This is a genomic window from Mycolicibacterium bacteremicum (assembly GCF_002086115.1).
Lineage (GTDB): Bacteria > Actinomycetota > Actinomycetes > Mycobacteriales > Mycobacteriaceae > Mycobacterium > Mycobacterium bacteremicum.
Genome location: NZ_MVHJ01000015.1, coordinates 1 through 19,473, shown reverse-complemented (window position 1 = coordinate 19,473; position 19,473 = coordinate 1). Strand labels below are relative to the sequence as shown.

Genomic DNA, 19,473 nt, shown 5'->3' with positions numbered 1-19,473 from the left:
TGCCTTGACGTATTCGCGCACATGTATCCGCCTCCGAGACGCGTTGCCCCTGCCGATCCCCAGCTGTCGGCAGCTCCCCAGGAGAGCAACGTAATTCCGGAACGGAGACTACACCCGACTTTCGGTGACGTTAATTTCATTCCGTTGCATACGCAACGAATACGGGCCGGTGAAACCAGCCACAAAAGCAGTTAATGCCAGTTCAGTGGGGTAGGAGATCCGCTCGCCGGAATTGACACTGCAAGAAATTCGTTTTTCGGCCCATTCTTCGCCGATAAGCACCAGCAAACTTCTCAGACGTACGGGAAAAGCTCCGGAACACGTTTGCTCAGCTAGGGATCGCGTCGCCCGACCACCATGACCGCCGCCACGAACATCGCCGCGGACACCCCGGCAAAGTAGACAGCCGACCCAACGGGCCCCCAGAACATGGAAAAGCTCTGCAGCCACGGGATACCGGTGAATGCATTGGCGTTTGCGAAGGGAAGCAGCGGGCCGAGCTTCGATCCGACACCCGGGGTGGCTCCCAGCAGCGGTTCGACGACGAATGGCAGCAACAGCAAGACGGCGATCACCGCGGCGCTGTGTCGCAACAGGGCGCCGAGGCCGACCGCCAGCAGTGCCGCCGACCCCGCGTACAGGGCGACCGCCCCGGTGGTACGCCACACCCCGAACTCGGTGAGGGCGAGCTGCTCGCCCTGCCGCCCGTCGACCATCGCCTGGATCAGGATCATCGAACCCAACGACATCAGTGCGGCGAGAACCCCGGAAAGCGTGATGCCGACAATCGCTTTGGCCACCAGCACCTGCCACCGGTGCGGTGTGGCCATGAACGTCGTGCGGATCATCCCGGTGCGGTACTCACCGGTGACGCTCAGCGCCGCCAGGATCATCAGGACCGGGACACCGAACATCGCGACACCGAGCGCGGCACGCTCGGGGCCCAGGGTGCTGTAGGGCAGAGCGGCGGCAGCCTGAACGGCGGCGAAGCCCAGACTCAGCACCGCCACCGTGAGCGCCAGCCACAGCGGCGAACGGACACTCTGCAACTTGATGCGTTCGGCGTCGACGGCCCCGAAGATCATGCGTCAGCACCACCTGCGCGGTACTGCACGGCCGCGTCGGTGAGGGTCATGTAGGCCTCCTCCAACGACGCACGCTGCGTGCTGAGTTCGTGCAGGGCGATACCGTTGGCGGCGGCCAGCTCACCGACCTGCTCGGTGCTGCTGCCGTCCACCAGTAGGGCGTCGCCGTCGCGCTGGGCGCCCGGCAACAATGCGGCCAGTCGCTCGAGCTCGGGACTGCGCACCCGCACCGATGCTGCGCGGCTGAGGAAGTCGGCCATCGTCGTCGCGGTGATGAGGCGGCCGCGCCCGATCACGATCAGCCGATCGGCAGTGTTGGCCATCTCGGCCAGTAGGTGGCTGGACACGAACACCGTTCGCCCCTCGGCGGCCAGCGTGCGCATCAGCGTCCGGATCCAGCGGATACCCTCCGGGTCCAGTCCGTTGACCGGTTCGTCGAACAGCAGCACCTGCGGGTCGCCGAGCAGCGCCGCAGCGATCCCGAGACGTTGCAGCATGCCCAGCGAATAGGACCCCGCCCGTCTACCGGCGACCTCGGCGAGTCCGACCTCGTCGAGCACCTGGTCGACCCGCGCCGTCGCCAGCCGGTTGGTCGCGGCGATCCAGCGCAGGTGCGCGCGTGCGGAGCGGTGCGGATGCACCTGCCGGGCGTCGAGCAGCGCACCCACCGTGCGCAGCGGGTGCGGGTGCTCGTGGTAGCGGCGTCCGGCCACCGTGACGGTCCCGCCGGTCGGCCGATCCAGCCCGACGATCATCCGCATGGTCGTCGATTTGCCGGCCCCGTTGGGCCCGAGGAAGCCGGTCACCACACCCGGTTCGACGGTGCATGTCAGCTCGTCGACTGCACGGGTGCGTCCGAACGTCTTTGTCAGACCGATGAGTTCGATCATGATGCGAACTCGGCGGCCACCAGTTCGGCGACCGCGCGCATGCCCTCGGCGTTGGGGTGCAACGGCGCGGTGCGACCGGGGATCGGCAGCGGGAACCTGCTGGGGCGCGTCGTCCACGGCCGTGAAGACCACGCGTGGTGCTGCCCGCTGGCCGCCGCCGCCCCGACCAGACTCGCGCCGGTCGCGGCCGCCGCGTCCGCGGTCAGCCGGGCCAGTTCGGCGGCGATCTCCCGGCCCAGGTCGGTGTCGCGGTCCGACAGCGGCGGCGCCGATCCGGCGGGCGGAAGCAACGTCAGATAGTCGACGAAGAGCACCCGCGCGTCGGGCGTGCGGCGCCGGATCTCGCGGCCCACCGCGACGAGGCTGTCGGCGACCTCCGCCAGTGCCTGGCGGCGCTGTCCGGCGTCGCGCAGCCCGCGCAACGGCGGGAGCCCACGCAACGGCGCGGGCAGTGCGGCCACCGACAGCATCGGGACATAGCCGACGTCGTTACCGCCGATGGTCACCGTGACCAGCGCCTCGGTACCGTCCAGCGCTTCGACCTGTGGCGGTTGTCCGTGTTGGGAGTCGCACAGCACGTGGGCGGTGGTGGCCCCGGAATAGGTCACGTCCACCAGATCCAGCCCCAGGCGTGCGGCGACCAGGTGCGGGTAGTTGCGCTGCGAGCGCATCGCCAGCCGCGGTGCGCCGGCAGCCGTCGGGGCAATCCCCGGGCCGGCGGCCATCGACGAACCGAGCGCCACGTATCGGGTCATGGATGGCCTACAGCGACGGGCTGGATGCCTGTGCCCAGAAGCGTTTCGGGATGCGCCCGGCCTGCCGGGCCAGGTGCCCCGCCGTCACCGCCGAGGCCATCGCGGCGGCCATGGTGGCCGGGTCGGCGGCGCGGGTCACCGCGGTGGCCAGCAACACGGCGTCGCAGCCCAGTTCCATCGCCAGGGCGGCGTCGCTGGCCGTCCCGATACCGGCGTCGAGGATCACCGGCACGTTCGCCGCGTCGACGATCATCTCGATGTGATGCGGATTGGAGATCCCCAGGCCGGTGCCGATCGGTGACCCGAGGGGCATGACGGCGGCGCATCCGGTGTCCTCCAGGCGGCGCGCCAGCACCGGGTCGTCATTGGTGTACGGCAGCACGATGAAGCCGTCGTCGACCAGTTGCTCTGCCGCCCTGACCAATTCGATGGCATCCGGTAGCAGGGTGCGCTCGTCGGCGATGACCTCCAGCTTCACCCAGTCGGTGCCCAATGCCTCGCGGGCCAGCTGCGCGGTCAACACCGCCTCGGCGGCACCTCGGCAGCCCGCGGTGTTGGGTAGCGCCGCAATTCCGAGCCGGTTCAGCAGGTCCAGCACACCGGTGCCGGTCTCGGCATCCACCCGCCGCATGGCCACGGTGGTCAGCTCGGTGCCCGAGGCGATCAGCGCCTCCTCCAGCACGGCGAGGTTGGCGGCCCCGCCGGTCCCCATGATCAGCCGCGAGCCGAACTCCCTACCGGCAATCGTGAGTGTCGAGTCAGCCACCCTGCACCGCCGTCACGACCTCGATGCGGGCGCCGTCGGTGAGCACGGTGTGCCAGGACGACCTGGGCAACACCTCCCAGTCGACCGCCACCGCGATCCCCTTCTCCGGAAACCCCAGTCGGGTCACCAGATCCTCGATCGTGGTGCCGTCGGGAACATCGGCATCCTCGCCGTTGACCAGCACTATCATCTCGTCCCTCTGAGCTCGGCGGCGATCTGCTCGGCGGTCCACGGTGCCAGCAGAAATCCGTTGCGCCCGTGGCCGGTGGCGACCAGCGTGCGTTCGTCGAGCCTACCGACCAGCGGCAGCCCGTCAGGAGTCATCGGGCGCAATCCTGCCGCACACTCCGCCAGCTCGTACTCACCGAGGGCGGGCATCACGGCGCACGCGTCGTCCAGCAGATCCCGCACACCGGTCACCACCACAGTGGTGTCGCGGCCGTGCTCATACTGGGTGGCACCCACCACGACACCGTCCGGACGCGGCACCAGGTACACCTGCCTGCCGTGCACCCGGGCCCGAACAACGTTCTGCGGCAGGGGCATACAACCCTTACGCCAACGGAGCCGGAGCACCTCGCCCTTGACCGGACGGACCGCCAGTCCGGGCCACAGCGTCGGCGCGTCGATACCGTTGGCGATCACCCGCACATCGGCGTCGACCTCGGCCAGGTCGGTGACCGGCGGCGCCCACTGCACGCCGGCGGCCTCGCAGGCCTGCTCCAGCGCACCCACAAGTGCCCGATTGTCGACCGCGAGCTCGGTGTCGGCGGTGAAGCCGTGCCGGATACCTTGGGCCAGAAGAGGTTCCAGATCCCGCGCCGCGGTGGTCGGGGTCACCGGGTGCCCCTGAGCGGACAGCCACTTCGCGACCGTCTGCAGATCGGCAACATCGGCCCGGTCGACGGCCACCACCAGCGACTGACGGGCCGTCACGATGCCCTCGGGCAGGCCCTCCAGGAAGCCGGTGCGCCACAGTTTCAGCGATTCCAGTCCGATTGCGAGCTGGGCCTCCTCGCCCGGCCAGCCCTCACTGTGCGGGGCCAGCATGCCGCCGGCCACCCAGGACGCACCGCGCTCCGCCGTGCGGTGCACCCGCACCGACCAGCCGTCGGCGGCGGCACGCCGGGCGACCGCCAGGCCGATGACACCGCCGCCGATGACTGCCAACATGTTGTTCCGCATTCCTCTCCCTTCGCCGGCATGACCCGGATCAGGTACGACGGTCAGGGCAGGTGCGCGCCCACTCTCAGTCCCCGCTCCCGGGACTCCCGTGTCTGCTGAAAGGATACTCGGGTGTCCCGACTCGAATCCGCCTCGCTCTACCTGTGCACCGATGCCCGCTCCGAACGCGGTGACCTCGCGGAGTTCGTGGATGCGGCGCTGTCCGGCGGGGTGGACATCATCCAACTGCGCGAGAAGGGGCTGGAGGCCCGCCAGGAACTCCAGGCACTGGAGGTGCTCGCCGACGCCGCCCGGCGCCACGGCGCACTGCTCGCGGTCAACGACCGCGCCGACATCGCCCGGGCGGCCGACTCGGACGTCCTGCATCTGGGTCAGGACGATCTGCCGCTGGATGTCGCCCGCGCGGTCGCCCCGGGTGCACTGATCGGCCGGTCCACGCACGACACCGATCAGGTGGCCCGCGCCGTCGCGGAGGACGTCGACTACTTCTGCGTCGGCCCGTGCTGGCCCACCCCGACCAAACCGGGCCGCCCCGCACCGGGCCTGGACCTGGTGCGGCACACCGCGGCGCTGGCGCCGGCCAAGCCATGGTTCGCCATCGGCGGCATCGACGGCGACCGACTGCCCGAGGTGCTCGACGCCGGCGCGACACGCATCGTGGTGGTACGCGCGATCACCGAGGCCGAGGACCCGGCGGCGGCGGCGCGCATGCTGAAGGCCGCGCTCAGGGACGGAGCGGCAACTCGGCGGTGACCACGCGCAGCCGGTCCCAGCTGGCCGCGAAGCCCGGGTGCAGCGGCAGGGACGCGACCTCGTCCTCGGCCACCCAGCGCAGCTCCGAGCTCTCCCGGTTGGCGACGGTCGGCAGTCGCTCGGCGGCGTCGGCGATCACCGTGGTGTAGCTCCAGCCCGGCACCTCGTGGGTGACCACGGACACGCGGACGGTCAGCTGCCCGGCCTCCAGACCGGCCTCTTCGGCCGCCTCGCGGACGGCGGCCTCCTCGACCGTCTCGTGGCTGTCGCGCGCTCCACCGGGCAGACCCCAGGTGCCACCTTGGTGGCTCCACGGCGCCCGATGCTGCAGCAGGACCACGAAGCTACCGTGGATGTCAGGTGCCCGCAGCAGCAGACCGGCGGCTCCATGCCGGCCCCAGAAGTGGGCACCGCCGTCCGACAACACCCAACCGTCACCGTCTCCCCGCACTGTTCAAGAATAGGGGCTCGCGAATTCCCACACGTCACTCCAATGTCTCTTAGACTTCTTAGAAACGGGAGGAGGTTCGCGGACACGTGACCGTGGAGTTGGCGCACCCGTCGACCGAACCGTTGGCGTCACGTTCGCCGACCAATCCCGTACACCCGCGGTGGTGGTTCCTGTGGACCACCCCGGGCCGGATCCTCACCATCGGCGTCGTGCTGTCGGCACTGGTGATGGCCTGTGCCTTCGCGACGTCGACGACGATCACCGATCGGCAGGAAGCGCTGACCACGGTGCTCGACCACAGCGAGCCGCTGGCCTTCGCGGCCGGGCAGCTCTACACCACCCTGTCGGTCGCCGACGCCGCCGCGGCCACCGCCTTCATCGCCGGCGCGGAACCGCAGGATGTTCGCGAACGCTACGAGCAGGCCATCACCGACGCGTCGGTGGCCGTCACCCGGGCATCGGCCGGCCTGACCACCGAACCGATGATCGAACTGCTCGGCCGGGTCAACGCCGAGCTGGCCGTCTACACCGGTCTGGTGGAGACGGCCCGGACCAACAACCGGGCGGGCAACCCGGTGGGCTCGTCGTACCTGTCCGAGGCCTCGGCCCTGATGCAGAGCAAGATCCTGCCCGAGGCGCAGCGGCTCTACGAGGCCACCTCGGCGCGGGTGGACACCGAGACCACCGCATCCACCCGCATCCCCGCCCCGGTGATCCTGGTGGTGCTGGCCACCATCATGTTCGGCCTGTTCGCCAACCGCTGGCTGAGCAAGCGGACACGGCGCCGGATCAACATGGGTTTCGTGGCGGGCGGACTGGCGGTGCTGATTATGGTGGTCTGGGTGGGCACTGCACTGGTTATCTCCACCGCGGACAGCCGCAGTGCGAAAAACACTGCGGCGCAGTCGCTCAAGACGGTGACGACGATGCAGATCACCGCGCAGCAGGCCCGCGCCGACGAGACCCTGGCGCTGGTGCGCCGCGGCGACGAAGACGTCCGCAAGCAGTCCTACTACCAGCGCATCGAGACCATCCAGCAGCAGCTGGCCGCCTATCTGGGCGCCGACAACGACATCGACAAGGGCGACCTGGCCGGTGCCGACGACCTGTTGCGCAAGTGGCGGGCGTCCAACGACCGGATCAACGCCTACATCTCGGTGGGTGATTACCAGGCCGCGACACAGGTGGCGCTGGGCACTGGTGAGGACGATTCCACCCCGGCGTTCGGGACACTGGATGCCGCACTGTCGCAGGCCATCGAGGAGAGCCGCAGCCAGTTGCGCACCGACATCGTGAACGCCCGCCGAGTGCTCTCCGGCACGACCGTCGGCGCCGCCGCGCTGTCCATCATCGCCGCGTTCGCGGTGACGCTGGGCCTGTGGCCGAGGCTGAGCGAGTACCGCTAGTGAAGAAGATCCTCAGCGCTTTGGCCGTCACCCTCGTGCTGGCCGGCTGCCAGCAGAGCACGCCGGTGGAACCGATCCCTGAGGTGACGCTGGCCCCACCGACGCCGGCCGGGATGGAGACCGCGCCGCCCGAACCGGCCCCCGAACTACCGGACAACGACGACTGCGATCGCACCGCGAGCCTGCGCCCGTTCCCCAACCGGGCCGATGCCGACGAGGCCGTCGAGAACATCCGCAACCGTGGTCGACTGATCGTCGGGTTGGACATCGGCAGCAATCTGTTCTCCTTCCGCGATCCCATCACCGGCGAGATCACCGGGTTCGACGTCGACATCGCCGGTGAGGTGGCCCGCGACATCTTCGGCACCCCGTCGCAGATGGAGTACCGGATCCTGTCCTCGGCCGATCGCATCGAGGCGCTGGAGAACAACCAGGTCGACATCGTGGTGAAGACCATGAGCATGACCTGCGAGCGGCGCGAGCGGGTGGCGTTCTCGACCGAATACCTGTCGGCCAACCAGCGCATCCTGGCCGCCCGCGACTCGCGGATCCGGCAGGCCTCGGACCTGTCCGGCAAGCGCGTCTGTGCGGTGAAGGGCACCACCTCCCGCAAGCGGGTGCAGCAGATCCAGCCGCCGGTCAACCTGGTCGACGTGATCACCTGGGCGGACTGCCTGGTCGCTTTGCAGCAGCGGCAGGTCGACGCGGTCAGCACCGACGACTCGATCCTGGCCGGACTGGTCAGCCAGGATCCGTACCTGCACATCGTCGGGCCCAGCATGAATCAGGAGCCCTACGGCATCGGGATCAACAAGGACAACGAGCCTCTGGTCAGGTTCGTCAACGGCACCCTGGAACGGATCCGCCGCGACGGCACCTGGAACACGCTGTACCGCAAGTGGTTGACGGTGCTGGGTCCCACGCCCGCACCGCCGGTGGCGAGGTACTCCGGATGAGTGAGGACCCGGGCACCCAGCCGGCCAGCCTGGCCGATCTCGATGATCTCGACGACGAGTCCGTGGCCACCGTGCGGCCGATGGCCACCCAGGCGGTCTACCGCCCCGACTTCGACGACACCGACCGCACCACCACCGCGTCGACCGAGCCGTCCGCGACCACCCTCGGCGTACTGACCCGGCCGCGGTCCCGCGTCCGCAGGTTGGGTGGCGGGCTGGTCGAGGTGCCGCGGGTCTTCGAGCGGGACCCGCTGACCGCGTTGATGACCAACCCGGTGGTGGCCGAGTCCAAACGGTTCTGTTGGAACTGCGGAAAGCGCGTCGGCCGCGCCACCGCCGACGGCCCGGCTCGCTCGGAAGGGACCTGCCCGCACTGCGGCAGCCCGTATTCGTTCCTGCCCCAGTTGAGTCCCGGCGACATGGTGGTGGGCCAGTACCAGATCAAGGGCTGCATCGCGCACGGCGGCCTGGGGTGGGTGTATCTGGCCTACGACACCAACGTCAACGAGCGGCCGGTGGTTCTCAAGGGCCTGGTGCACTCCGGTGACGCCGAGGCCCAGGCCACCGCGATGGCCGAGCGGCAGTTCCTGGCCGAGGTGACCCACCCGGCCATCGTCAAGATCTTCAACTTCGTCGAACATGACGACAAGCACGGCGAACCGGTCGGCTACATCGTCATGGAGTACGTCGGGGGCACCTCGCTCAAGCAGGCAAAGGGCGTCAAACTGCCAGTGGCACAAGCCATCGCGTACATGCTGGAGATCCTGCCCGCCCTCGGCTACCTGCATTCGCTCGGCCTGGTCTACAACGACCTCAAGCCGGAGAACATCATGGTCACCGAGGAGCAGCTCAAGCTCATCGACCTGGGCGCGGTCTCGCGGATCAACTCGTTCGGATTCCTCTACGGCACACCGGGATACCAGGCGCCCGAGATCGTGCGCACCGGCCCCACGGTGCAGACCGACATCTACACCGTGGGCCGTACGCTGGCGGCGCTGACGCTGAACCTGCGCACCCGCAAGGGCCGGTATGTCGACGGATTGCCCGAGGATGATCCGGTGCTGGCCAAATACGATTCGTTCGGCCGGCTGCTGCGCCGCGCCATCGACCCCGACCCGCTGCGACGCTTCGCCAGCGCCGAGGAGATGTCCGGGCAGCTGCTGGGCGTGCTGCGCGAGGTCGTCGCCCAGGACACCGGGGTGGCCCGGTCCGGTCTGTCCACGGTGTTCAGCCCGCCGCGCTCGACGTTCGGGGTGGACCTGCTGGTGGCACACACCGACGTGTACCTCGACGGACAGGTGCACTCGGAGAAGCTCACCGCCGCCGAAATCGTCAAAGCACTGCAGGTCCCGCTGGTCGATCCCGCCGACGTGGGCGCACCCATCCTGTCGGCGACCGTGCTGAGCCAGCCGGTGCAGACGCTGGATTCGTTGCGCGCGGCCCGGCACGGCACGCTGGACTCCGAGGGGGTCGACCTGTCCGACTCGGTCGAGCTGCCGCTGATGGAGGCCCGCGCCCTGTTGGACCTCGGCGATGTCACCAAGGCCACCCGCAAGCTCGACGAGCTGGCCGAACGCGTCGGCTGGCGCTGGCGGCTGGCCTGGTTCCGCGGTGTGGCCGCCATGTTGACCGCCGACTACGACACGGCGACAAAGTATTTCACCGAGGTACTGGACACCCTGCCCGGCGAGCTGGCGCCCAAGCTGGCCTTGGCCGCGACCGCCGAACTGGCCGGGACCTCCGACGAGCGCCGCTTCTACCAGACGGTGTGGCGCACCGACAACGGCGTGATCTCGGCCGGTTTCGGACTGGCCCGCGCGCAGTCGGCGGCCGGTGAGCGCGATGACGCGGTGCGCACCCTGGACCAAGTTCCGCCGACCTCAAGGCATTTCACCACGGCGCGACTGACGAGCTCGGTGACGCTGTTGTCCGGACGCTCCGCAAACGAGGTCACCGAACAACAGATCCGCAGCGCCGCGCGGCGGGTGGAGGCGCTGCCGGACACCGAGCCGCGGGTGCTGCAGATCCGGGCACTGGTGTTGGGCACCGCGATGGACTGGCTGGCCGACAACACCGCCAGCACCAACCACATCCTCGGTTTCCCGTTCACCCAGCACGGTCTGCAACTGGGTGTGGAGGCCGCCCTGCGTCAGCTGGCACGTGTCGCGCCGACCCAGGAGCATCGGTATGCCCTGGTCGACCTGGCCAACAGCGTGCGCCCGATGAGCACCTTCTGACGTGGACACCCTCAAGATCTATCTGAAGATCCAGGGCCAGCTGTTCGTGTACGGCATCGTCGGTCCGATCTTCCTGCTCATCTACTTCGGCGCCACCCCGAACCACGACATGAAGTGGATGTACTGGTGGGGACTGGTGATCACCGCGGCCGATGTGCTGATCGCGCTGGGCATCACCGAGCGTCGAGCACGGCAAGACAGGATCGCGCGATCGCCAGTTCCTCGTTCGTCGGGATCACCAGCACGCTGATCGGCGAGTCATCGGCCGAGATCCGGCGGGCAGCACGGTCTTTGGCGATGTTGCGGTCCTCGTCGAGCTCGATGCCCAGGCTCTGCAGCCCGGTCAGCGCGTCGCGGCGCACCGCGGCGTCGTTCTCGCCCACCCCGGCCGTGAACGTGATGACATCGGTGCCGCCCAGGACGGCCAGGTATGCGCCGACGTACTTGCGCAGCCGGTGGATGTAGACCGCGTAGGCCGACCGGGCCGCCGCGTCACCGGCATCGATCTTCTTGTGCAGCTCCCGGAAGTCGACCTCGCCGCCGAGCCCGTACACGCCCGAGCGTCGGTTGAGCATCGTCTCGATGTCCTCGACGCTCATCTGCGCCGTCCGCCACAGATACATGATGATGCCCGGGTCGATGTCACCGCCGCGGGTGCCCATCACCAGGCCCTCCATCGGTGTCAGGCCCATCGAGGTGTCCACCGCGCGGCCACCCCGGATGGCCGATGCCGAGGCACCGTTACCCAGATGCAGCACAATCTGATTCAGGTCCCCGACCGGGCGGCCCAGGAAGAGTGCGGCCTGCTCGCTGACGTAGCGGTGCGAGGTGCCGTGGAAGCCGTAGCGGCGGATGTGCCACTGCTCGGCGATGTCGCGGTCGATGGCGTATTCGGCCGCGGCGGCGGGCAGATCGTGGAAGAACGCGGTGTCGAACACGGCGATGTGCGGCAGGTCCGGCAGTGCCTTGCGGGCCTCGGTGATGCCGAGCAGGGCCGGCGGATTGTGCAGCGGCGCGAGCGGGGCCAGTTCCTTGATGGTCGCGATGGTCTGATCGTCGATGAGAGTGGGCCGGTAGAGCCTGTCGCCACCGTGCACCACCCGGTGCCCGACCGCGACCAGCCCGTCCAGGCTGGGCAGCGCGTCGAACACCTCGGCCAGTGCCTTGCTGTAGTCGGTCACCCGCTCGACGATGCCGTCGGCCAGCGACGTGCCCGATTCGGGTTCCAGCAGTTCGTATTTCACCGAGGAGGAGCCGCTGTTGAGGACCAGCACCGAACGCGCGGTCATCGGCGGGCCGCCTGGATGGCGGTGATGGCCACGGTGTTGACGATGTCCTCCACCAGTGCACCGCGGGACAGATCGTTGACCGGTTTGTTCAACCCCTGCAGCACCGGCCCGATCGCGATGGCACCGGCGCTGCGCTGCACCGCCTTGTAGGTGTTGTTGCCGGTGTTGAGGTCCGGGAAGATCAGCACGGTGGCCCGGCCGGCCACCGGCGAGTCGGGCATCTTGGTCTTCGCGGTCGCCGGGTCCACCGCGGCGTCGTACTGGATCGGCCCCTCCACCAGCAGGTCCGGCTCGCGCTCGCGGACCAGTTCGGTTGCCGCGCGGACCTTGTCGACATCGGCACCGGTACCGGATGTACCGGTGGAATAGGACAGCATGGCCACCCGCGGATCGATGCCGAACTGAGCGGCCGTCCGCGCCGAGGAGATCGCGATATCGGCGAGCTGTTCCGACGTCGGGTCCGGCACGATGGCGCAGTCGCCGTAGGCCAGTACCCGGTCCTCCAGACACATCAGGAAGATGCTGCTCACCGTCGAGACCCCCGGCAGCGTCTTGATGATCTCGAAGGACGGCCGCACGGTGTGCGCGGTGGTGTGCCGGGCGCCGGACACCATGCCGTCGACCATGTCGTTGTGCACCAGCATGGTGCCGAAATACGAGACGTCGTGGATGATCTCGCGGGCCTGGTCGACCGTGACGCCCTTGTGCTTGCGCAGCTCGGCGTACTGCTCGGCGAATTGATCGCACAGCTCGCTGGTCTTCGGATTCAGCACCGTCGCCGCGGACAGGTCGACACCGAGCTCGGCCGCCCTGGCCCGGACCACCGGCTCGTCGCCCAGGATCGTCAGCTCGGCGACCCGGTGTGCCAGCAGCCGGCCGGCCGCCCGCAGGATGCGGTCATCGTCGCCCTCGGGCAGCACGATCCGTTGGGCGTCGGCGCGGGCCTGATCGATGAGCTGATAGGTGAACATCTGCGGGGTGACCACGCTGGGGATCGGGATGGACAGCCGCGCAATGAGATCGCCGGTGTCGACGTGTTCCTCCATGAGCGCCAGCGCGGTGTCGATCTTGCGCTGGGTGTGCACGGTGACCCGGCCGCGGGTGTTGGCCACCGCCCGCGCGGTGTCATAGGTGCCCAGGTCGGTGCTGATGATCGGCAGCCGTGATCCGAGACCGTCGACCAGCCGCGCGATCTCGGGATGCAACGCCAGTCCACCGTTGAGCACGACGCAGGCCAACGAGGGAAAGCCCGCTGCCGCATGCGCTCCCATCACCGCCATCACCACATCGGAGCGGTCACCGGGGGTGATGACGGCCATCCCGTCCCGCAACCGCTCCAACACGTGCTCGGCGGTCATCCCCGCGACCAGCACGCTCAGCGCCTCGCGGCCCAGCAATTCCTCGTCGCCGCCGGTGAGTTCGCCGTGCACGGCCGCGCGCAGTTCGGCCACCGACGGCGCCACCAGCAGCGGTTCCTCCGGCAGCACGTAGCTGGTGGGGACCAACTCGCCCAGGGCCGCAGCCACCGCGCCGAGCTGTGCCGGGTCACAGCGGTTGGCCACCACGGCGGCGGTGTGGGCGTGCTGGGCGGCCAGCTCGGCCAGGCACAGTTCGACCACCTGGACGACCTCGTCGGGGGTCCGGTCCTGGGCCTTGACCGCGAGCACCACCGGCGCGCCGAGATTGACCGCGATACGGGCGTTCACGCTCAGTTCACTCGGCGTCGCCACATCGGTGTAGTCGCTGCCGACGATCAGCACCGCGTCGGCGCGTTCGGCGACATGGTGGAACCGCTCGACGATCTCGGCGATGGCCGCCTCGGGATCCTCGTGCAGCTGTTGATACCCGACGCCGACGCACTCGTCGTAGCTCAGGCCCGCGGTGGTGTGGGCCAACAGCAATTCCAGGATGTAGTCACGATCGCCCTGGCGGGTGATGGGCCGGAACACCGCGACACGTGCCACGGTGGCCGCCAACCGGTGCAGTATGCCCAGCGCGATGGTCGATTTTCCGGTGTCACCCTCGGGTGAGGCGATGTAGATGGCCGAAGCTGCGGGCGCGGTCACTCCGCCAAGCTTGCCAGTACCTCCGCGAATTCGGCAATGAACCAGTCCACGTCCGAGAGCGAGAACACCATCGGCGGCCTGATCTTGAGGACGTTGCCCCCGGCCCCACACACCGAGATCAGCACCCGCCGCGCCCGCATGCCGTTGACCACCCGACGGGCGAATTCCCGGTCGGGCAGTTCCACCCCGAGGTAGAGACCGACGCCCCGCACCGCACCGATGCGCGGGTCGGCCAGGTTGCACACCGCCGAGCGCAGCGCGGCACCGACACTTGCCGCGTTGGCGATCAGCTTCTCGTCCTCGATGATGTCGAGCACCGCCGACGCGGCCGCCATGGACACCGGGTTTCCGCCGAACGTATTGAAGTAGGGCACGGTCTCGGCGAACGGTGCCAGTACCTCGCTGCGAGCGGCCATCGCCGCCACCGGCATACCATTGGCCATCGGTTTGCCGGTGGTCACCAGCTCGGGGACCACACCGTGCCGGCTGAATCCCCACATGCCCGCCCCGGTGCGCCCGAAACCGGGCTGCACCTCGTCGGCGATCAGCACCCCGCCGGCCGCCCGCACCAGCTCGGCGGCCGGTGCCAGGACAGTCGGATCGGGGTAGATGCCGTCGGAGGAGAAGATGGTGTCCACGATCAGGGCGCTCACACCGTGCCCGGACGCCTGCAGATCGGCGATGGCCGCCGGCAGACCCTTGAGGTCCGGTTCGACGGTGCGTACGTGCGGACCCAGTGTGGCCGCACCGCCGAGTGACGGCGAAATGGCCGTCACCGCTTCGGTGTTTCCGTGATATGCCTCGGTGGTGACGATGACGCCGCGGGCGCCGGTGTACATACCGGCCACCCGCAACGCCAGATCGTTGACCTCGCTGCCGGTGCAGGCGTACATGATTTGGTAGGCACCGGCCTGCTGCGGCTCTGGGAAGGTCGCCAACAGCCGCTGCGAGTACTCCACGATTCCCTCGTGCAGGTACCTGGTGTGAGTGTTGAGCGTGCTCAATTGCCTTGTCACCGCGTCGATCACGTGCGGGTGGCAGTGTCCGACGCTGGCGACGTTGTTGTAGGCGTCCAGGTAGACCTGCCCGTCGGCGTCGTAGAGCCGGGTGCCCTGACCGCGCACCAGATGAACCGGTTCGTCGTAGAACAACCGGTACGCCGGGCCCAGGACACGACCCCGAGCAGCTATCAGGGGGTCATCCAGCCGACCACCCTGATAGCTGTTGGAGTCCATGATGTTGGAGAAAGGCATGATTCCTTAATCAGCGCTCGTGGGCTTCTTCCAACACGGTACGGCCCAGTTCGGCGTACCGCTGCGGGTCCTTGTACTTGAGGAACACGGCCAGCAGCACACCGCCGATGCCGACGATACCCACCACCCACGGGATGGCCGCGAATATCCAGTCGGTGGCCGCCGCACCGGCTGCGAACGAGGCGTTCTTGGCCAGCAGGTAGACGACGTAGATCATGCCGAGGCCACCGAGCAGCGGGGCCAGGAACGTGGTGAACCAGTTGGCGGTCTCCGGATGCCGTTTGTGCACATGGAAGTAGGCGATCACCGAGAAGGCCGCCAGCGCCTGCACGATCATGATGGCGGTGGTACCCAGCAGGGCCATCAGGCCGTACAGCCCGGTGTAGGGATCGCGCTGGGTGAGTTCGAAGAACAGCACGACCAGGAGGGCGAACCCGGTCTGCACGAAGCCGGCGATGTGCGGGGAACCGTGCTTGTCGTGGGTCGCGCCCAGGGTCTTGCGCAGCCCCGGGATGACGTCCTCGCGGCCGAGTGCGTAGAGATACCGAGCCGCGCAGTTGTGGAAGGCCATGCCGCAGGCGAACGAACCCGTCATCAGCAGGATCTTGAACAGGTCGACGGCCCACTGCCCGAGGTGGTCATGTACCGGGTTGAAGAAGATGTTGCCGGCCGTCGCCGAATCCTGGGCCAGCGCAACGGCATTCTCCGGTCCGGTGCCCACGATTGCCAGCCAGGACACGATGACGTAGAACGCGCCGATACCGATCACGGAGCTCACCACGGCAATCGGGATGATCTTCTTGGGGTTGCGCGACTCCTCGCCGTACATGGCGCTGGATTCGAAACCGACCCACGACCAGAACGCGAAGAACAGGCCGACACCGGCCGATCCGACGACGGCCATGGTGGCGCCGTCGGCGCCCTCGACCACGCCGGAAAGGCTCTGAAAACCGTTGAGCGGGTTGAGCGATCCCCATGACCAGCCCTGCGGCCCGCCACCGGTGAAGAGCACCGACAGAGCCATCGCGGCGAGCATCACGATCTCGGTGACCAGGAAGACGCCGAGCACCTTGGCCGCGAGGTTGATGTCGAAGTAGGTCAGCAGCGCGTTGACGGCCAGCATGACGAGCGCGAACACCAGCCACGGCACGTCGATGCCGAACAGCGAGGAGAACAGGTCGGTACCGAAGAACGAGAAGATGCCGATCAGCGATGCCTCGAAGACCATGTAGGCCAGCGCGGTCAGGAAGCCGGCTCCCAGTCCGACGATGCGACCCAGCCCGTGCGAGATGTAACCGTAGAACGCGCCGGTGGCGGTGATGTGTTTGCTCATCGCCGCGTAGCCGATGGCGAACAGCGTCAGCACGATGGTCGCGACGAAATAGCCGGCGGGCGCGTACGCGCCGTTGCCGAAGCCGACGGCGATGGGCACGTTGCCGACCATGGCGGTGATGGGGGCGGCGGTGGCGACCGCCATGAACAGCACACCCATCAAGCCGACCGCATTCGGCTTGAGGCGCTGGATAGTCTCACTCATAGGATCCCAATCTGAGGGCATGTTCCGGACCACTATTTGGTCTGGTTTTAGGAGCGTCGCCGGCTTCGATGCCGATGACAGAGAACGACGCCGGCAATTGTTACCCCGCTCAGATCGCTTGGTCAACTGGGAAATTCGACTGACATTCCGCTGTGTTTCGGGCACGTTTCGAAGCTGAGAATATTGCAACAGCCACGTAAAAATCCGCGATTTGGTCTGCTTTGCCCCGACAATTGGTCCACACTGTCCGTCATGCCGGGACTGCCTTCCGATCATGAGCGCTTCGCCCGGGCGGCACTATCCGCCTATGGCCGTGCGCCCGACACCCCGTTGCGGCTGTTGAGCCTGTCCGAGAACGCCACCTACCTGGTGTGCGACGACGACCCGATCGTGCTGCGCGTGCACCGACCTGGGTACCACTCCGCGCAGGCGATCCGTTCGGAGCTGGCCTGGATGGCCGCACTGCGCCGCGACACCACCGTCCAGACCCCGGAATTGGTGCGTTCGCAGTCCGGCGAGGACGTCGTCGGCGCCGCGGTGGACGACCGCGAGTTGCACGTCGACGCCGTCTCCTTGATCTCCGGGTGCACCGCCGAGGAGGTGCCGCACGCGGTCGGTTTCGCCCAGCTCGGTGAACTGACGGCGATCATGCACGAGCACGTGCTGGGCTGGGCGGCACCGGCGGACTTCACCCGTTTCCGGTGGGACCTGGACGACATCCTGGGCCCCGGCGCCCGGTGGGGCGATTGGCGAGAGGCACCAGGTCTGTCAGAGCAGGACCGGACCTGGGTTCAGCGCGCCGCACATCAGATCACCGAGCAGCTGGCCGAATACGGCACCGGCCCCGACCGATTCGGCCTGATCCACGCCGATCTGCGGTTGTCCAACCTGATGGTCGACCCGGCCGCACCGTCGGCGGGCATCACCGTGATCGACTTCGACGATGCCGGATGGGGCTGGAACCTGGCCGATCTCGGCGCGGTGGTGTCCTGGATCGAGGACACCCCTGATGCCGAGCGCATCGTGGCCGAGTGGCTGCGCGGATACACGAAGGTGCGGGCACTGTCCGATGAGCACCTGGCCCTCATCCCTACCTTCGTGATGCTGCGGCGTATCCAGCTGACCGCCTGGATCGCCTCACATGCCGACGCCGACGCCGCCATCGCGATCGGTCCCGGATATGCGCTCGGTACCGCTCGGCTCGCCGAGCGGTACCTCCATGATCAGACCTGGCTACGTTAAGGAGACAGATGTTCGACCTGCAGTCCCGCTCGGTGCTGGTGACCGGCGGCAGTAAGGGAATCGGCCGCGGTATCGCCTCGGTGTTCGCCAAGGCGGGCGCCAACGTGGCGATTGCGGCCCGGTCGGCGGCCGGGTTGGACGAGGCCGTGGCCGCCCTCGACGGACTCGGTGACGGCAAGGTGCTCGGGGTACGTGTCGACGTGAGCGACCGGCAGTCCTGCGCGGAGATGGCCGCGGCCGCGATCGACACGTTCGGCGGTCTGGATGTGTTGTGCGCCAACGCCGGGATCTTTCCCGACGCACCGCTGGCCACCATGACCCCGGAGCAGCTCAACGAGATCATGGGCGTCAACGTCAACGGCACCTTCTACGCGGTGCAGGCCTGCCTGGACGCGCTGATCGCCTCGGGCTCCGGCCGGGTCGTGCTGACCTCGTCGATCACCGGGCCCATCACCGGTTATCCCGGGTGGTCGCACTACGGTGCCACCAAGGCTGCGCAGTTGGGCTTCATGCGTACTGCCGCAATCGAACTCGCACCGAAAGGCATCACCGTCAACGCGATCCTGCCGGGAAACATCCTCACCGAGGGGCTGCTCGACAACGGTGAGGATTATCTGGCCAGCATGGCGCGGTCCATCCCGGCCGGCGCGCTGGGCACCCCGGAGGATATCGGTCACCTGGCGGCGTTCCTGGCCACCCGGGAGGCCGCCTACATCACCGGGCAGGCCATCGCCGTCGACGGTGGGCAGGTCCTGCCCGAGTCACTGGACGCAATGGCCACCTGATCGTGGAGGAAACCGCGGGGGGAGCGGTCGCCGAGGATGTGCGCCGCCGGATTCTGTCCATGTTGTCCAGCGGTGCGCTGCGGCCGGGTTCGCGGCTGGGCACCGAACGTGAGATGGCCGAACAGTTCGGCGTGTCGAGGGCGACGCTGCGCAGTGCGTTGCTGCCGTTGAGCCAGGCCGGCGTCCTCGAGCGCCGCACCGGCCGTGCAGGTGGGACCTTCGTGCGCGCGGACATGGTGCAGCGCAACGCCGCCGAGCAGGCCGGGCTGCCGGCGCTGCTGCACAGCGGCGGGCACAGCAGTTACACGAAGGTGCTGGCGACCGACAGCCGGCCGGCGACCGCTGCCGAGTCCGTCGCTTTGGAGATCGCTCCGGACGCGGCGGTGTTCGTCATCCGCCGGTTGCGCTACGCCGATGGGGTGCCACTGTCGGTGGACCAGTCCTGCTTCGTTGCCGAGCAGGCGCCCGACCTGCTGGAGCAGCCGCTGGGCGGTTCGCTCTATGAGCTGTTCAAAACCCGCTACGGGCTGGCTCCGGCCACCACGACCGAGACCATCGAGGTGGTCAGCGCGAGCCCGCGGGAGGCGCAATGCCTCGACATCGCGCACCGCAAGCCACTGCTGGCGATCACCCGGCTGGCCCGCGCCGAATCCGGCAGGCCATTCGAATACGCCTATGACCTGTTCCGGGCCGACCGGGTGCGGCTGACCGCCACCAGCGGCACCGGCATCACGCTAGCTTGCGCAGCCGCGGTTCCAGATCGCGTTTGAACAGTTCCAGGAACCGGCGCTGGTCATGCCCGGGAGCATGGAACACC

At 68.2% G+C, this 19,473-nt stretch carries 20 protein-coding genes; 8 read left to right on the top strand and 12 right to left on the bottom strand.

From position 1 onward, the window contains the following. Window positions 1-108: 108 nt before the first annotated feature. From BST17_RS29325 to thiO, 7 genes are read right to left on the bottom strand one after another with little or no spacing between them, the layout of a single operon-like run. Entirely contained in the window at window positions 109-282 is a 174-nt protein-coding gene (locus BST17_RS29325) for a hypothetical protein (RefSeq protein WP_165762297.1), read from the bottom strand. Between the two features lie 50 nt (window positions 283-332). Continuing rightward, window positions 333-1,085: an ABC transporter permease subunit gene (locus BST17_RS18025; RefSeq protein ID WP_083060271.1), complete on the bottom strand. Its 753-nt coding sequence runs from the start codon at window positions 1,083-1,085 to the stop codon at window positions 333-335. Further along, complete coding sequence (locus tag BST17_RS18020; RefSeq protein ID WP_083060270.1) at window positions 1,082-1,975, bottom strand: ABC transporter ATP-binding protein; 894 nt, start codon at window positions 1,973-1,975, stop codon at window positions 1,082-1,084. Before BST17_RS18020 ends, BST17_RS18025 begins: the two co-directional genes overlap by 4 nt. Then, on the bottom strand, window positions 1,972-2,730 hold the full coding sequence (locus BST17_RS18015) for an SGNH/GDSL hydrolase family protein (RefSeq protein WP_083060269.1): 759 nt from the start codon (window positions 2,728-2,730) through the stop codon (window positions 1,972-1,974). Before BST17_RS18015 ends, BST17_RS18020 begins: the two co-directional genes overlap by 4 nt. Window positions 2,731-2,737: 7 nt before the next feature. Beyond that, the gene (gene thiG, locus BST17_RS18010; protein WP_083060268.1) at window positions 2,738-3,496 is read right to left on the bottom strand and encodes a thiazole synthase; all 759 of its coding nucleotides are present in this window, start codon (window positions 3,494-3,496) and stop codon (window positions 2,738-2,740) included. Continuing rightward, window positions 3,489-3,686 carry a sulfur carrier protein ThiS gene (thiS, locus tag BST17_RS18005; protein WP_083060267.1) on the bottom strand — a complete coding sequence of 66 codons (198 nt, stop codon included), beginning with the start codon at window positions 3,684-3,686 and terminating at the stop codon, window positions 3,489-3,491. The genes thiG and thiS overlap by 8 nt, the downstream gene beginning before the upstream one ends. Further along, on the bottom strand, window positions 3,683-4,681 hold the full coding sequence (gene thiO / locus BST17_RS18000; protein ID WP_083060266.1) for a glycine oxidase ThiO: 999 nt from the start codon (window positions 4,679-4,681) through the stop codon (window positions 3,683-3,685). Before thiO ends, thiS begins: the two co-directional genes overlap by 4 nt. Before the next feature lie 111 nt (window positions 4,682-4,792). Between thiO and thiE the strand changes: the two genes are divergently transcribed. Further along, window positions 4,793-5,434, top strand: coding sequence for a thiamine phosphate synthase (gene thiE, locus BST17_RS17995; protein ID WP_083060265.1), 642 nt, complete (start codon window positions 4,793-4,795; stop codon window positions 5,432-5,434). Here thiE and BST17_RS17990 read toward each other — a convergent pair. Then, window positions 5,406-5,885 (bottom strand): NUDIX domain-containing protein, encoded by a 480-nt coding sequence (locus BST17_RS17990; protein WP_083060264.1) that lies wholly within the window; start codon window positions 5,883-5,885, stop codon window positions 5,406-5,408. The two genes, thiE and BST17_RS17990, sit on opposite strands and share 29 nt — an antisense overlap. 86 nt (window positions 5,886-5,971) lie before the next feature. On the opposite strand from BST17_RS17990, the gene glnX reads away from it, so the two are divergent. The 4 genes from glnX to BST17_RS17970 are packed head-to-tail and all read left to right on the top strand — an operon-like array spanning window position 5,972 to window position 10,734. Beyond that, window positions 5,972-7,291 (top strand): protein kinase G-activating protein GlnX, encoded by a 1,320-nt coding sequence (gene glnX / locus BST17_RS17985; RefSeq protein WP_083060263.1) that lies wholly within the window; start codon window positions 5,972-5,974, stop codon window positions 7,289-7,291. After that, entirely contained in the window at window positions 7,291-8,247 is a 957-nt protein-coding gene (locus BST17_RS17980) for a glutamate ABC transporter substrate-binding protein (RefSeq protein WP_083060262.1), read from the top strand. The genes glnX and BST17_RS17980 overlap by 1 nt, the downstream gene beginning before the upstream one ends. After that, window positions 8,244-10,484: a serine/threonine-protein kinase PknG gene (locus BST17_RS17975; protein ID WP_083060261.1), complete on the top strand. Its 2,241-nt coding sequence runs from the start codon at window positions 8,244-8,246 to the stop codon at window positions 10,482-10,484. The genes BST17_RS17980 and BST17_RS17975 overlap by 4 nt, the downstream gene beginning before the upstream one ends. Window position 10,485: 1 nt before the next feature. Continuing rightward, window positions 10,486-10,734 carry a hypothetical protein gene (locus tag BST17_RS17970; protein WP_083060260.1) on the top strand — a complete coding sequence of 83 codons (249 nt, stop codon included), beginning with the start codon at window positions 10,486-10,488 and terminating at the stop codon, window positions 10,732-10,734. Here BST17_RS17970 and BST17_RS17965 read toward each other — a convergent pair. The 4 genes from BST17_RS17965 to BST17_RS17950 are packed head-to-tail and all read right to left on the bottom strand — an operon-like array spanning window position 10,658 to window position 16,629. Beyond that, window positions 10,658-11,773: an acetate kinase gene (locus BST17_RS17965; RefSeq protein ID WP_083060259.1), complete on the bottom strand. Its 1,116-nt coding sequence runs from the start codon at window positions 11,771-11,773 to the stop codon at window positions 10,658-10,660. The two genes, BST17_RS17970 and BST17_RS17965, sit on opposite strands and share 77 nt — an antisense overlap. Beyond that, on the bottom strand, window positions 11,770-13,839 hold the full coding sequence (gene pta / locus BST17_RS17960) for a phosphate acetyltransferase (RefSeq protein ID WP_083060258.1): 2,070 nt from the start codon (window positions 13,837-13,839) through the stop codon (window positions 11,770-11,772). Before pta ends, BST17_RS17965 begins: the two co-directional genes overlap by 4 nt. Further along, window positions 13,836-15,092 carry an aspartate aminotransferase family protein gene (locus BST17_RS17955; RefSeq protein ID WP_083060257.1) on the bottom strand — a complete coding sequence of 419 codons (1,257 nt, stop codon included), beginning with the start codon at window positions 15,090-15,092 and terminating at the stop codon, window positions 13,836-13,838. The genes pta and BST17_RS17955 overlap by 4 nt, the downstream gene beginning before the upstream one ends. Before the next feature lie 10 nt (window positions 15,093-15,102). After that, the gene (locus BST17_RS17950) at window positions 15,103-16,629 is read right to left on the bottom strand and encodes an APC family permease (RefSeq protein ID WP_234807720.1); all 1,527 of its coding nucleotides are present in this window, start codon (window positions 16,627-16,629) and stop codon (window positions 15,103-15,105) included. A gap of 252 nt (window positions 16,630-16,881) precedes the next feature. On the opposite strand from BST17_RS17950, the gene BST17_RS17945 reads away from it, so the two are divergent. Genes BST17_RS17945 through BST17_RS17935 form a run of 3 tightly spaced genes read left to right on the top strand, consistent with a single transcriptional unit; the run spans window position 16,882 to window position 19,426 of the window. Then, window positions 16,882-17,871 carry a phosphotransferase enzyme family protein gene (locus BST17_RS17945; protein WP_083060256.1) on the top strand — a complete coding sequence of 330 codons (990 nt, stop codon included), beginning with the start codon at window positions 16,882-16,884 and terminating at the stop codon, window positions 17,869-17,871. 8 nt (window positions 17,872-17,879) lie between these two features. Next, a complete protein-coding gene (gene fabG, locus BST17_RS17940) occupies window positions 17,880-18,656 on the top strand; it encodes a 3-oxoacyl-ACP reductase FabG (protein WP_083060255.1) in 777 nt (258 codons plus the stop codon). Window positions 18,657-18,658: 2 nt separating this feature from the next. Next, window positions 18,659-19,426 (top strand): GntR family transcriptional regulator, encoded by a 768-nt coding sequence (locus tag BST17_RS17935; RefSeq protein ID WP_083060254.1) that lies wholly within the window; start codon window positions 18,659-18,661, stop codon window positions 19,424-19,426. Window positions 19,427-19,473: the final 47 nt, after the last annotated feature.